This is a genomic window from Brevinematales bacterium (assembly GCA_026415355.1).
In the GTDB taxonomy this organism is placed as follows: domain Bacteria; phylum Spirochaetota; class Brevinematia; order DTOW01; family DTOW01; genus SKYB106.
In genome coordinates this window covers 79501-94974 of the sequence record JAOAHF010000002.1, presented here as the reverse complement: position 1 = coordinate 94974, position 15474 = coordinate 79501, and the positions used below count along the sequence as shown (strand labels likewise).

The window sequence follows — 15474 nt, the reverse complement described above, 5'->3', positions numbered from 1 at the left end:
GGAGTTGATTGGTTTTATCTTTTGAATGGTTTATTGATTTTTTTTTAGAAAGGGTTGGTGTTGTTGATTATTTTTCTGTACTTATTTACTATTTCTAGGTACTTTTTTCTTATGAATGGATCTTTTATACTGATTTTTTTATCTGATATATTTGGTATTATAGCTAGTTTAGGTGGGTTGTAGTGTTTAGGTTTTTCTGCTTCTCTTTTTTCGGATATACCTCTTTCAAACATACCTCTTTGGTATTCGAGTAAGTTAAGTTCAGTGTTTTTTGCTTTTTCATATGCAAGTTCAAGTTTTCGTTCTTTGATTTTGTTTAGTATTTCTTCAAGTTCTTCTCTTATTCTTTTGGCATTACCGCTTATGTTATCTTTGCCTTCTAGTGATTTTGCTTGTTTGATTGCTTCTTCTAGTAGTTTTTCTATTTCTGAAAGCTCTTTTTCGTTTATACCATTTTCTAGCATTTCTTTTAGTGCTTTTGATATTTGCCTATACGTTTCCATTATGTCATTAATATTTACACCTGCTTGTTGTATATTCATTCCTTCGTTCATTTTTTCGTATAAGTCTAATAGTTTAGACAGAATGAATGATATTTTGTCAATTATGTTTTGGGTGCTTGATGATATTGAAAAGCTTATTCCAGATGATATTGCTTCTGTAAAGAAGTTAAATTCTTTTTCTAACTCTCTTGTGACATACTCTATTTCAGAATAAACTTGTGATAACTCTGGATTTAGTGAAAAATCATTTAGGAATTCATTTAAGGTAAGTCTAAAGTGTTTGATTGCAGTTGATACGTCTCTAAATTTATCTTTAAGTATTTCTACTGCTATCTTAGGGTATCGTAGTGCTACTTTGTCTATTTCCTTTTTGGATTTTTGTATTAAGTATTGAGATGAAAGTATATTAAAATAAACCTCCCAGAGTTTACTCTTTTGTTTTTTGTTTATTTCTGATAGTTTTCTCATTATTTCTTTGTAAATTTCGAAGTCCATATCTTTTAGGATTTTTGATATTTCTTTACTAAGATTTTCTTTTTGCTTAATAGCATTTTCAATTTGTTTTACTTTATCTAGAAAACTGCTTTTGAATTCTTGGCTCATTCTTGAGAATTCTTCGCTTTTTGTAAATTCTTTTATTTTGTCATCTATTTGATTATTGTTTTCTTTGTGTGATAGTTCTTCTAATTTATTTTCAATTTCTCTTATACTTGAAATAGATTTTAGAATATCTTTGAATTCCATTATTTTATTGACTTGCATTTCAAGTTCTGTTAAGGCTTTGGTTATATCTTCTAATTTTGTTGAGAGTTGTTGGGGGGAGTATTCTCTTTTTGATAGTTTTTCTACTATTTCTTTGAATTCCTTATCGTTTAGTATGTTGAGTAATTTTTCTGATATTTTGTCAAGTTTTTCAAATTCTTCTTTTATGCTTTTTGTTTTATCTATCTGTTCATATATATTTTTGATTGCTTCTGTAAGTTCTGTTAGATTTGTTGATAGTTCTTTTAGACTTTGTATTCTTTCAATTAGTTTTGATGTGTCTATTTTTCTTTTGTTAATTTCGTATCTTGATTCTATGATGTTTTCTTTTTGTTTTGATATTTTTTCTTTTGTTTCTTGTAATCCCTTATCAAGCATTTTTGCTATTTGAGAAAATGTTGGAAGATAAATAGTTCTCTTATCGAAACCTATGTCTCCGTATATATCTTTCGCGAAAATGGTAACTTTTACATAGTCTCCAGGTAAGAAGTTATATATGGTTGAATCTAGTACAAAACTAAAGTTTTCCTCGTATTTGAAGGATATACCGTTTATATTTGTAGGTGTTTTTATTTTTTTAGTTATTCCTATTAACGAATTACTGATTTCAATTTCCATCCAACTATTTATTATTCTATCGTTATCTACTATTTCCCCGTATCCTTCAAGAATGAATTTTGAAATGAGTATGAGATCTTTTTCTGGATATTTTATGTTTACAATAGGAATGTCATTTGTTCTAATGAGAATTTGTATACCTTCGAGATTTAAGTTTCTGCTGAATATATCTGAAACTTTTATATCAAATTCAAATTTTTTAGTAGGTTTAATCGTCAAGGTAACTTTGTTTCTGTTTAGATTTATGCTGACTTCTCTTAAATTAGGTTGTGTTATTGCATCTTTTATGTTGTGGGAGAACTCTAAGTTGAGTATTATTTTACTTCCTTTGACTGCTTCGATTGTTGGTATGTAATCATAAGAAGACAATTTTATGTTGTTGAAGTATATTTCGACAATTTGGTTTAGTAATGCTAGTTCAGATATGAATTTTGGAGTTAGTTTTTGAATTTCTTTTATTATTCCGTACTTTCGTGCGAAAATAGTTATATTTGTAGAAGATGTATAGAAAGATGTATTCAGAATGTTGTTTGAATTTGTTAGATAGTAAATGTTTTCGGCAGATGCAAAGAATTCTGCTTTGTAGGTAGGTATTAGTTTGATAGATATTGGTATTGAGGAAGATATGTAGTCATTATACTCTATGTGAGGACTTGAGAATAGAAAGTTGTATAATTCTTCTATTCCATTCTTGTTTTTGATAACGATTCCCAGTATTCCTACTAGTAATAATATGGTTATTAATAAAATGCCAATTTGGGTTTTTAGTAGCTTTTTTAGGGATTTACTTATTGTTTCTTCGTCTTTTTGTGTTAGGATATTAATATTTTTTCTATCAGCCTCTATTAAAGAGTCTATGAGAAATTGTCTTTTAGAAAGAATTAATCTTTCGATGTTAGCATTTGTTGTTGGTAATAGTTTAAGTATTTGTTTTAGTACTAATGTTATAATTACTGCTAAGGTTATAGTTATTAAGATTATGAAAATAATTGGTGGAATGATAAAGTTAAAGTCTAAAATAGTGAGCAATATAGAGAAACTCAAAGAAATTAATAGTACTCCTAATAAGGAGATGAGTATGTAGTTGAGTATGCTTATTGTTTTAGCTGATTTTACAAGTTTGGTTATATACATATACAGAAGTATAGATAAATTTACTATATTACTTCAAGAAGTAAATAGATTTTTTACTTGCTTTGTGTTATATATGTTTGGGGATGTATAAGTTTGATAGAGTTTAGATTTATTGATTAGAATTAGAGTAAGTATTATGAAGAACATAATTGTGTTTTTTTTGATGGTGGTTTTAATGTCTGGGTGTGGGATTGCTGTAAGAGAGAGCAAAGAACAAATAGATAAGATGGATATTGATGATGTATACAGGCTTGCTATAAAGTATTATTCAGAAGGTTATGTTAGGGAAGCAGAGTTTCTATACGAAGAAGTTATTAGAAAATATTCTGATATTAAAGAGCCATCTGATGCTCTGACTAGAGTTTATCTATGGTCGATATATGAATTAGGTTTTATAAACTATTTAAATAACAACTATGATAAGTCAAAGTATTATTTAGAGTTATTGTTTGAGAAATCTGGTAGTTTTGGGGATAGAATTCCCCAGGTTGTGTTAGGTCGTAGATTGTATTCAAAGATGAAGAGAGGGTTTTAAATGATAGTCCTCTTTGAAGAAACTAGTTCTGTAGAGAGATTAGAACCATTTTCGCTCGTTAGACCTTTACATGACCTGAAAAGTGGTATAATGACTGTGTATGAGAGAATAGCAAATTTGTATGACTCAGAGGTTAAGGTTATTTCACGTAAGGAAGTTTCTTTTTATTTTCCAGACAGTAAGATACTATCAGTTCAAGATATATCTAGAAAAAATGAAATTATCTTTCTTAACACGATGTATTTGTATCCGTCCCAAAATTTTAAGGATACTCTTAATACAATCGGCCTTTATAACGGTATTATAGTGTACTTACATATAAACTCTTCCGACATATCAGAGCCAGAATTATTGTTTGATGGGCTATACAAAAACGATGTTCAGATGGTAAGAGATGCTTTAACCGTAAACATTGATGAAGTAAAGATTTATACTATCAATAATTTTTGTTTTTATCCTTGGGATTTAGTTTATCTTAATACTTTTCTTATTGAGAAGGATTTTGAGATATTATCTAGGATTTCTCGTAGCTTGTATGCTACTAATATCGAGTTAGAAGGTAGCAAGGACATGATAATAATTTCTCCTAAAGCTAATATTTCAAAAGGAGTTTTTATTGATGTATCTAGCGGGCCTGTTTATATTGATACTGAAGCTAGAATAAACTCTCTTACAGTTATAACTGGTCCTGCCTATATAGGCAAGAGATCTGTGGTAAGTCAAGCAAGGATAAGAGAGGGAAGTAATATTAGAAATGTTTGTAAAGTGTCTGGTGAAGTTGAAGAGACTATAATTGATTCCTACTCGAACAAAAATCACGAAGGATTTATAGGGCATTCTTATGTAGGTCAGTGGGTAAATATAGGAGCTATGGCGACAAATAGTGATTTGAAGAATACTTATGATGAGGTTAAAGTTTTTATTAAACCTAACAAGATTGTTAACACAGGCTTACTTAAGGTTGGATGTTTTATTGGTGATTTTTCTAAGATAGGTATAGGGGTTTTGATAAATACAGGAACTATTATAGGAGTAGGTGCTAATGTTTTCTTTGAGGGTGAATTAGTTAGAAAATATGTACCACATTTTGCTTGGGGTGGTAGGGAACCTTACAAGAGGTTTCCGCTTGATAGATTTATAAACATGACCAGGGTTATGTTTTCGAGAAGAGATAAAGTGTTTGATAAATTTATTGAAGATTTGATAAGAAACTTGTATAATTCAGCAAGAGAATAGCTATTCCCAAACCTTATGTTGAGTTAGTAATTACTGGTAGAGTTTGTAATTTGAATAGTTATCTTGGGGGTAAATTCCATGGAAAATTTTATAGGTATCGGTTATAGTCTTCTCTATTCTGAGGAGGATGAAAATATGTATGATAGAATTGATATAAATGTGAAGTCAGATGAAGAATTTATTAAGCTGGTTTCTGAATTGATAAAGGGGGGTAAATATTTCTATTTAAAGTTTTACGGGATATCTCATGAGATAGAAAGGAGAGTTAATATTGTTATATCGAAAATATTCGAAAATTACTGTAGACAGGATTTATCAGACATTATATATACTTGTGTAAAGGAGCTTATATTGAATGCAAGTAAAGCAAATATAAAACGTGTTGTATTTGAGGAGAATAATGTTAATATAAATGATGAGAAGAGTTTTTTGTTGGGTATGATAAAGTTTAAGGAGGAGTTATCGGAAATCAATCTTCCAAAGTATATGTCTAAGCTAGCAGAAAAAGATTTATATATTAGTGTTGCATTTTATCACTCAAAGGATGGTGTTAGAATAGAAGTAGTTAATAATGTAAGTATGAGTGAATTTGAAAATAGAAGAATAAGGGAAAAACTTAAGAAAGCTATGGGATATGACGACATATCTCAGTTTTATTTAGAGCAAGGAGACGAACTTGAAGGTGCTGGTCTTGGTATAGCGTTGATAGTTATGCTACTTAAAGGAGTAGGAATTGATCCGTCTCTCTTCAGGATTTCAGGTCCTAACAATAGTTATGTTTTAGCGAGAATAGAAGTCCCTCTTACTGAAAGCTATGTAAGTGTTAGGAGAAAGTAATTTATCTATTAACTAAAAACCTGTTTAGCCAGAAGTCTGCTTCTTCTGGTATAATTGCTCTGGCTTTGAATAGTATATCTATAGCTTCATTTTTGTTACCTAATGCATATTCCGCTCTGGCTAGATAAACCATAGCTAGACCTCTAATTTTTGGCGTACCACTTGTATTTGATAGTAGATCCTTAAGTCTTATCTTAGCATCATAATACCTTTTAGTATTAAAGTACTTTCTGACTATTTCTTTTAAGTATTCTTCTATCTCATTTTCGTCTAAGAATATGATAGTTTCACTGTTGCTTATATATTCAGTTGTAGATTCTTTTTTCTGTTTGTTTCTAGTTTCTACTGTTTGAAAATTAGTTATGTTGATTAAGTTAGTTATAGTCAAAGTATTTGTTTGAATAATTGTGTTTGTAATGTAATTAGTTACGAGGACATTTTTGATATCTGACATTAAGATCTCATCTCTTTTGATATTTTCGCGATTATTTGTGTTTTGAATAAGCTCGATACTATCTCTAGTAGGTGATACTATAATACTATTGTGCTTTTTTGAAAAGTAGAAATTAGTTATCGCTCCGGAAAAAGGTATTACGACGTAGAATACATTTGTATCTGAAGGTAGAACATCGAAAAATATTGTTTCTTCTGGAGATAGCTTAGCTATGGGAGTATATCTAGATATATCATCTACTTGAGTTCCGAAGATTTTGTATATTAGGTATCCATCAATATTACTTACCTTATTCCACTTTATTATTGTATTTCTCAAATCTTTGTCGTATTCAACTTCGACTTTAGGAATTGGAATGAATATTAGATTTGCTGTAGAATAGTTTTGTTCAGGAAAGAAGCTTATGATATCTTTTCCTTCTCTGTTTGGAAGTATGAAATAATAGTTTGTCCCTATGTTAGGTGTAGGATCTGTTATGTAAAGGAGTTCGCCTTTTTTGGCAACATTATTGTACGAAAATCTGCCTATCATCTTGATATTAGTTATATTATTTGAAAAAGAGGTTACGTTGGATATTAGTACCGGGCTTCTGTAGATAGAAAATGATATGTTAGTGTCTGAAGTTTTCCAACTGACTAACACATCTCCATCGACTATTCCATAACTAATTAGAGATATCTGTGAAAAGCCAATGCTATTTATAGTGATAAGTATGATTACTAGTATCATGATAGAGTATAATCTCATGAGATAATTATCGTATTTCTTCAACTGTCAACTCAAACTCGAAACGGATATGTTTTTGAAGTGGTTATGAAGATAGAAAAACGACTTGGCAAACCATAATAATTATTATTAATGAAATTAATTAGGTTTTTGTTAATATTATTACTTGTGCTTTTTTTTAATAAGTTTGGTTTTTCTAATCTGGCTACTGAGTTTTTTACATACAATGGTGTTCCTATTGTTGTTAAGATATTTTCTACGAATTCTGAAATAGTTAAGAAGCTGCCAAAAGAAATTTTTGAAACTTTGACAAATCACATTTACAACTATTCGTATGAGAATGGTAGTTATATATCTCAAATCACAAAAAAAGGATACAGAAGAGCTGTTATGATAAATGATGATTTGAGATTAATGCTAGGAAAAATAATGTATTATCATTATTTAACTAAATCAATAAGTCCTACTATTGGTTACATAATAGATATATGGGGATTTGAAAAAAATTCTTTTTATGTTCCAACTCCTAGTGAGATTTCTAATGCTTTAAAGATATCTTCGCCTAGGAATTTGATATTCTCAAACGACTTTATAATACTAAAGAATAAACAGACAAAATTCTACCTAGTACCTTTTGCTATAGGTTTAGGTCTAGATAAAGTCAAAGTTATCCTAAGGAAGAATGGTATTAGTAATGCTTTTGTTTCTGTTGGTAATAGTTTTTCATTAGCTTTGGGGAGTAAAGAAAATTATGGTTGGACTGTAGGTATAATGAATCCCCAAAACAGATTGGAAAACGAAATATTTGTAACTATAAATATATCTAACTTAGGAATATATACTGCTGATATTTCTGAAAATGCTTTTGTTGAAGGTTTCAAAAATTATCATTCTATAATAAACCCTAGGGATGGTTATCCACCTCAACATAATCTTTTATCAGTATCAGTTGTTGATGATTCACTTTTAGATGCTACTGTACTTGCAAGGTCACTTTTTGTTATGGGAAAGGATGCTGGAATGTTATTTGCTGAGAAGAATAGGATAAAAGCATTATTTATAACTTTAGAAGATGGTAAAACAAGAGTGTACAAAACTTCTCATTGGATGAAAATTTTTGATAGAGAGACTACCAAAAAGGCTAAGTGATTTTATTTTTTCTTGACTCTGTAATAATTTGTACCTGCTCTCGATTTAACTGTTACGTTATAGTTCTTTTTTATGTAGCCTTCTATTATTTTTCTTTTGCTTATATTCCACATATTGTCATTTCTTCTTACCATAACTTCCGTTCCGTCAACCATTTTGAGTTTATTGCCAGGATATACCCAGTCAGGATCTTCCCACTTTTTAGGATTTCGGTACGTCAAAGGTTTATATCCGTTTATTACTGCTACTTTGTTTACATAAACCCATATGTCGTAGTCAGTTATGATTATACCTAGAGATTCTTGTATTTTTGTTAGTTCTGGTTCATAAGTATCTTCTAGTTTACTTATTATATCTGTTATCCTTGATTCTTCTTCTGTTAGAGGTCTTTCGAAAATTCCTACTTCATTCAGTAATAATATCCCACTAACTAGAAGTAAAAAGGTAACTACACCAATGATTAAGTACCTGAATCCTAACTTCCTGAACAGGTGTTCCTTAAACTGTTTTTTTGTTTCTTTGCCATTTTTGACTGAATGTATTTCTATTTGTATGTTTTGGTGTTCTTGTTTTTGGCTTGTTTCTGATATTTGTTTCGCCAATTTTTGTATTTCTTCTTCTCCTTTCGTTCCTTCTAGTTTTTCACTTTTTACTATCAATTTCAGTTTTTCAGAATATGGTAATGAGGATACTAGCTCATATAGTGATACTAATTCTTCAAGTCTTTTCCTATCATTTATTATCCTATTGTTGTCTTTTTCAAACTCCTTTAGGATATCTGATAGTGTAACATTTTTGTTGAAGATTTGCTTTATCTGGATTTTTAGTGAGTTAAAAACATTTTCGTAATCTTTCTCGTCAGGTGATTTGAGTAATATGTTTGTTGAGATATAGGGTGTTGTTTTTATTGAAAAGTCTTTAAGTAGTACATAATCCAGGTTATTTAGTCTTATGGAGTTTTTGTCATTACTTTTACCAAATACTATATTCTTTTCCTTTCCATCATTATCAACAAGAGGGATACTGTATTTATTGTCTTTTGATGTTATATTGACGTTGTTTATTAAGTTTATTCTGTCGCTTATCTCAACAAACTTTATACCTAGTGTGAATTTCTTAAAATCTTCGTAAGTATCTCTATTTGTATAGACTCTTAAATTATTTCTATTGTAGATAAGCCTGATGGTATCTATTAAGGATATTACGTCATTTCCTATTATACTTTTAACGGTAGTTAGTGGTATTGGGCTTCTGAGAAATTCTTTTTCATCGAATTCTTCTGTTGCTATAAGTATTTCACCAGATCTACTTCGTATTATGTAGTTACCACCAACTCTTATTATAGCGTTTTGAGGTAGCAGATGGTAGAGTTTTGAGGATAGGAGATTTAGTATTTTGGATGTTGTTAGATCGTTTGTTATTGATGAAAACATATCAAATATTTTCTTTCCACTGAAAGTGATGGTGAAGTTTCCATTATCGTATAATAGTACATAGGTTTTATACTTTTGTGTTATCTCTTTTAAAACTTTGCTACTTTCTAGTGCTTCTTGATATTTGTCGATAACATTTACATTGACTTTATGATGTAGGTTGGGAGATATGAATTTTATGATGACATTGTTTATGCTACTGGGTACTATAAAGTTGGTTTCAAATTCATCACTTTCTATCTGTTTTATTTCCTCTTTTAGGGATGATAGGTATCCGGATGCTATAATAACATTACTTATGTGGTTTTTGATTTTTTCAATATACGTGGAGTATCCTATTCTTATGAATGGTTTTTCATCGAGTGCTGAGAAACCTGTAAAAACTACATAACAATCCCTATCAACTCTAAAAACTCTTTGGCTGGGGTTGTTATTATACATTCTCACCAAATCAACGAATTTTTTAATAGTATTTTCCATAAAATCTCCTCTGATATGAAATTATAAAGTATAACTTTAAAACTAACACAATTTTTATTTGTTAGAAATAATGTATAAAGTTGTGTACTTGATGTGCTTTAGCAGGAAAATTATACTTACCTAATTGTTTTTAGACTTTGTTTGACTTAAGTAACAGGACTTTCATTAGTTCAAATGTTGTTTTAGTTTAGTAGAGGTATTTAAGTATCTTTTGAGATTTTATGTTGCACTTGTTTTGGAATATAATCTTGATGAGATAGATATTACGAATATTATAAGTAGCACTGATATTATTCCTGATATTCCTGCGGTGTTGTAGAGTATATCGTTTTTTAATGTGTTAGCATATATTGATATTCCTGCTGTACCATTAAGTACTCCATGCATCATTGAAGAGAGTACAACGGAGCCAGATTTTTCTCTAAAATAGTTCATTACGAATGAGAATACTATGCAGAAACCTATCATAAGGAATATACCTTCAAAGGGATGATTAGGAAAGTTGTGTCCCATTACTATTATAGGTGCGTGCCATACTCCCCATATAAGACCAGTAATTAGAGAAGATTTTATGAATCCAAACCTTTTAAACTCTTCGAATAAGAGTCCTCTCCATCCTAGTTCTTCACCAAATGCTGCTATTGCGTTGATGCTTATACCTGCTATGGTACCTGATAGCAGTATTATTAAATACAGTATCCAGATGTTATAGTTAAGATATTTACCAATTTTATCGAATTGGCTCATGATTTCTGACAATTGATTGTTATCTCTTATGTTTTTGTAAAATTCGAGTATGCTGTTTTTGAATTGTTCCCAATTTGTGTTCAGTCCTGAACCCATAAGTGTTGCTATGAGTATGTTGATTATTACTATTAACAGTACGCTAAATATTCCTAATATCCACCAGGTATTGAATTTGAATCTTATTCCTAGATCAAAGACCTTACCTCCTGATAATCTTTGGGATATTATTGCACCTACAGCAGGTCCTAACATATATGCTACTAATAATAGTGTAATTAACAACCTGTATTCACTTTGTGAATATATTCCGCTAATCCATAAAAGTAGAGCAATAGACCAGCTAAATGTAAATGAAATCAATAAAAATATTATAAGTCTTCTACTCATACAAACCTCTGAAAGATCTTGCAATATTGTAATGAATGTTTGATTTTGTAATCAAAATACTTTTTCTTGCCAACGAAGTCTAAAATTTGATGAAAAGGAGTTGTGGTTGATGTTTTTAGTGAGATAAAAGTTTTTGCTCTGGGAAATATTTGGAATTTAAATTTTGAAAGGATGTAATCAATCTCTTGAGTAGTAGGATCTATAAGTTTCTTGTGCATTTCAGAAGAAATTGGTGGAGAATTTGGAGTTTTCGGATGAAACTTTCTAAGAGTATATACACAAGTACACTGTCTTCTTAGTCAAATGTTTTATCTTTAGATAAGAGGATAATTGTCTTATAGGGGGTGTTTCATTATCATAGTATCTTGCAGACCTCTTGACTCTTGATAACTAAACATATTATCATTCTAAATAACCACCTAGAAATTCTAGGTTTTACTATAGTTACATAACTAAGCTTGATGATGTATTGAAAAATGATTTACTATTCATCTGGGTATATGTTGTTTTTAGTAGGAGATCCATATGATTATTTTATTTTTATCGTTATCAATAGTGTTTTTAATACAGCTTTTAGATAAATCCTTACTGGTAGTTCGTAAAATGTTTGATACTGAGAGTAAGCCAACTTTAGTTTTAGGTATATTCATAAGTTCGTTAGTTATAATTTTGATACCAGTTTTAATTGGATATTTACTTAACAAATTTGTACCAAAAGCATCTCTTGTACTTGCTAGTGGGCTTATTTTTTTAATGGTTGGTTTATTTATGATTTTTGAGAAAGATGAGGAGATTAAAGAAAGGTTTTCAAAACTACCGTCTTTGTTTAGAGTCATTACAAATCTTGTTGGATCAGAGCTTGGAGAAAAAACCCAAATACTTGTAATTGGGGTTATTCTAAACTCAAAGGAAACATTTTTTACTTTTGTTGGAGCAACAATAGGATTCCTGATTCCTAATCTTTTAGTTTTGTTTCTTAGAAGGCAACTACTAGAAGAAAGGATAAAAATGGTTTTAAAGTATATTGTATCATTCATATTGATAGCATTAGGAATTATAGTGCTTCTTGAGTATTCGGGTGCTTTTGTGTTTTGATTACTGCGTTTGTTTGGTAAATTTTTATAAGAAGTTCTATTCCTCGGATTTAGATTGAGAGAACTTGAAACTTGGTAGTATTATTTTTATCATATCTAACTAACTAGTAAGTTAATAGGGTAGTTTATGGAATCTCCTAAGGATAAAATAATGAATTGTGCTATAAGTTTATTTTCGACCAAAGGTTTTGATGCTACTTCAGTTGATGAGATTGCTAAGGAATCTGGTGTTAATAAGGCTATGATTTATTACTATTTTTCTAGTAAAGAGGGGCTTCTTAATAGTATCATAAGGAAAGGAGTTAACGAATTTAATGAGTTATTTGAGAAAATAGATATATCGAATTTTTCTTCTCCAAAGGAGTTTGTAAGCGAAATAGTTAGAACTGCTATAAAGCATTTAAACAGGCATATAAGTATGGCTAAAGTGTTTTTTAGAGAAGGACTTATATACAAAGATGTTATTGGTACTACGATAACAGAAACTATTTCTTTAGTACTCGATAAGTTTATATCAAAAATGAGAGAGAAGTTTAACATACCAGATTATATTTCTTTTGTGGATCAAGTTATTATAACAAATTTAGTTGTGGGGGTTATTGATCTACGGACAAGGATTTCAGAGCAAAATCAAGAGGAATTCGAAGCTTCTGAGGAACAATATTGTGATAAAGTTTCCGAGATAATTTATTTTCTTTTGATGCCTAGGGAGGCTTTATGAAGGGATATATTGAGAGATTTTTTAGTTGGGTTGTTAAGAAGAGTGATTGGGTTATAGTATTGGTTTTTGCTTTTTTAGTTGTTTTATCTTTTGGAATATTTAAATTATATATAGACAATGATTTGCTAAACTGGTTTTCAAGTGAGGATAGAATAGCGAGTTTGACTCGTTATGTGAATGAAAAATTTAAGAACAACAATCCTATACTTATTATGGTAGAGTTTGAAGATGATGTGTTTAGTAAGAGTAATTTGATTTTTGTAAGAGAACTATCGAGGTTTATAGAGGGTATTGAAGGAGTTTCTGGAGTTATCTCTATTACAGAGGTTGAGGATATAAGAACTACGAGAGAGGGTATAGTTGTAGAAAAGTTATTTCAGGAAGAGATACCCAGTGGTAGAGAACTTGATATACTTAGAACTTATGTGATGTCAAGAGAGAGTTATAAGGGGTCTTTAGTTTCTCTAGATAGTAAGTCGGTAAATATTGTAGTGATACCAGAGGCAGATTTGAAGTCTGATATCGTTGCTCGTAAAGTGAGATCTGAGGTTGATGGATTCATAAAGAATAGCAACGTAAGATGTGATGTGTATTATGGTGGTTCTCCGATGCAAATTAATTCTATGTCTAAATTGGTATCGGATAATATATTGAAACTTATTCCAGTTGTATCAATTATAGTGCTTGTAACTTTATCTTTATCCATGAGGACACTAGTAGGTACTTTTCTACCGCTTGCTACTGTTTTGATTGCTTTAGCTATGGGTATGGGTATTATGGGATATTTAGAGTATCCCTTAACAACTTTTGGTGTTGCAATACCTGTTATACTTATAGCAGTAGGTAATGCTTACTCTATACACGTTATAAACGAATACTACGAAAAATTAAGTCAGATAGGAGATAAAGATGAAGCTATAGTAAGAACCATGGTTAGAATTTTCATACCTGTACTTATGAGTGGACTGACTACTATTGCTAGTTTTGTATCAATAGGGCTTGCAAATGAAATGATATCTTCCAAAAACTTTGCTACAGTTTCTTCTTTAGGTATAGGTATTGCTACAGTGCTGACGTTAATTTTTGTCCCAGCAATTCTAACGAAATTGAACCTAATTCATATAAAACATCACCATGAGAATACAAGTAAATTAATGATGTACATATCTAGATTAGTCTTTAGTGCTAGGATACCTATACTGTTTGTTTTTATTATTGTTGCTTTGTTGTCGATATATTTTATTTCAAAAATACATGTAGAGGTTGACTATCTGAGATATTTTGATAAAGATACGGAACCAAGAAAGGTTGCTGAAGTGATAAACAAAAACTTTGATGGATTTTTTGAGTTTAAGACATATATAAAGGGGGACATTCAAGATCCAGTATTGTTGAAAATTATGTACATAATAGAAGAAGAACAGAGGTATTACCTGAATGGTAAGAGTAAACCCCAATCAATATCAGAGATAATAGCAAAGTTAAACGAAGGAATGGTTGGCCTTAAATCAATACCAGATACTAGGTATGAAGTTCAAAATCTTTGGTTTTTCATAGAAGGAAGTAAAAATGTTTCGAGAGTTGTGTCTGAAGATAAAGATGAGGTAGTAATAAATATGCTTATAGGTGGTATGTCATCTACCAAAAGATATGAGCTCATCGAGATGACTAAAAGACTTCTTTCAGAGTATTCAAATTCTATACTCATAAGTCCTATGGATGATATAGAATATACTTCAGAAATAATATCAAAAGCTATATATAACAGAATTCTCAGAGTAGGTATTACAAACACTCTTTCAAAAGAAGATTTCAAAAACCAAATAAAATCAGTTGTTAAAAATTATCTGTCTCAGAATATGCTACTTTCTACAGATTATGAGGGGAGGAGGGTATTTATTAATAAATTCTCAAAGTATATTTACGATACTTTGAAAATAGATGAAAAGTTAGTTTCTGCTGAGGATATGATGTATGCTTTATCTCCTAGTGTTTGGAATAAAATACCTATACCTTCTAAAACAAATAAGAACTCTTTTAATGTAATTAAAGAATCTGAAGTTATTGGGATTGCTAGGCTATTTACGAATATAGAGAATAAGCTACTACAAAATCAGTTAACAAGCCTTGTTATTATAATATTAGCTGTTTTGATAATGAATTTCTTTGCGTTTAGATCTTTTCTTGAGGCTCTTATATCCATAGTTCCTATAATATTTACCTTGCTTGTCAATTTTGGTGTTATGGGACTGTTTGGTATATACCTAGATTTTGTAACGGTTACAATAGCATCAATAGCTGTTGGTGTTGGTATTGATTATACTATACATTTCATATCAAGATATGTATACGAGGTTAAGAATGGTTTAGACTATGAAAGAGCATTCTATACTACATTTTCTACAACTGGTAAGGGTATAATTGCTAATGCTTTGGCAGTAGGGTTAGGATTTGCTACTCTACTAATCTCAGATATAGTACCTTTGAGAAATTTTGGCCTTATGATGTTTCTTACAATGTTAGTAAGTAGTATTTCAGCTTTGACACTATTACCTATATTCATAATAGCGTTAAAGAAGAGACTTAGGCTAGTTTAGCTGTGTATTCTTTAAGCTAAAGTTTAGTAAACGGCTTAGTGTAGATATTTAAAAAGCATAA

The 15474-nt window shown here is 30.2% G+C and carries 11 protein-coding genes; 7 read left to right on the top strand and 4 right to left on the bottom strand.

Features of this window, described 5'->3' with window-relative positions:
• Window positions 1-44: 44 nt before the first annotated feature.
• Window positions 45-3017 (bottom strand): hypothetical protein, encoded by a 2973-nt coding sequence (locus N2712_01120; GenBank protein ID MCX8028583.1) that lies wholly within the window; start codon window positions 3015-3017, stop codon window positions 45-47.
• Between the two features lie 136 nt (window positions 3018-3153).
• Here N2712_01120 and N2712_01115 point away from each other — a divergent pair, with 136 nt between their 5' ends.
• From N2712_01115 to N2712_01105, 3 genes are all read left to right on the top strand, one after another.
• Window positions 3154-3552 (top strand): hypothetical protein, encoded by a 399-nt coding sequence (locus tag N2712_01115; protein ID MCX8028582.1) that lies wholly within the window; start codon window positions 3154-3156, stop codon window positions 3550-3552.
• Window positions 3553-4788, top strand: coding sequence for a putative sugar nucleotidyl transferase (locus tag N2712_01110; GenBank protein MCX8028581.1), 1236 nt, complete (start codon window positions 3553-3555; stop codon window positions 4786-4788).
• Between the two features lie 78 nt (window positions 4789-4866).
• Complete coding sequence (locus N2712_01105) at window positions 4867-5625, top strand: hypothetical protein (GenBank protein MCX8028580.1); 759 nt, start codon at window positions 4867-4869, stop codon at window positions 5623-5625.
• A gap of 1 nt (window position 5626) precedes the next feature.
• Here the strand turns inward: N2712_01105 and N2712_01100 are convergent, their stop codons facing one another.
• Complete coding sequence (locus N2712_01100) at window positions 5627-6808, bottom strand: hypothetical protein (protein ID MCX8028579.1); 1182 nt, start codon at window positions 6806-6808, stop codon at window positions 5627-5629.
• A 165-nt stretch (window positions 6809-6973) separates the two neighbouring features.
• Here N2712_01100 and N2712_01095 point away from each other — a divergent pair, with 165 nt between their 5' ends.
• Window positions 6974-7954, top strand: a complete 981-nt coding sequence (locus N2712_01095) for an FAD:protein FMN transferase (protein ID MCX8028578.1) — start codon at window positions 6974-6976, stop codon at window positions 7952-7954.
• A 2-nt stretch (window positions 7955-7956) separates the two neighbouring features.
• Here N2712_01095 and N2712_01090 read toward each other — a convergent pair whose 3' ends face one another.
• Together N2712_01090 and N2712_01085 are read right to left on the bottom strand one after the other, a co-directional pair.
• Window positions 7957-9867 carry a hypothetical protein gene (locus tag N2712_01090; protein MCX8028577.1) on the bottom strand — a complete coding sequence of 637 codons (1911 nt, stop codon included), beginning with the start codon at window positions 9865-9867 and terminating at the stop codon, window positions 7957-7959.
• 219 nt (window positions 9868-10086) lie between these two features.
• Window positions 10087-11001, bottom strand: coding sequence for a CPBP family intramembrane metalloprotease (locus N2712_01085; protein MCX8028576.1), 915 nt, complete (start codon window positions 10999-11001; stop codon window positions 10087-10089).
• 525 nt (window positions 11002-11526) lie between these two features.
• On the opposite strand from N2712_01085, the gene N2712_01080 reads away from it, so the two are divergent.
• The 3 genes from N2712_01080 to N2712_01070 all read left to right on the top strand — a co-directional run bounded on the left by N2712_01080 (window position 11527) and on the right by N2712_01070 (window position 15413).
• Window positions 11527-12096 (top strand): TMEM165/GDT1 family protein, encoded by a 570-nt coding sequence (locus tag N2712_01080; protein MCX8028575.1) that lies wholly within the window; start codon window positions 11527-11529, stop codon window positions 12094-12096.
• A gap of 126 nt (window positions 12097-12222) precedes the next feature.
• Window positions 12223-12816, top strand: coding sequence for a TetR/AcrR family transcriptional regulator (locus tag N2712_01075; protein ID MCX8028574.1), 594 nt, complete (start codon window positions 12223-12225; stop codon window positions 12814-12816).
• Entirely contained in the window at window positions 12813-15413 is a 2601-nt protein-coding gene (locus N2712_01070; GenBank protein ID MCX8028573.1) for an MMPL family transporter, read from the top strand. The genes N2712_01075 and N2712_01070 overlap by 4 nt, the downstream gene beginning before the upstream one ends.
• Window positions 15414-15474 lie beyond the last annotated feature (61 nt).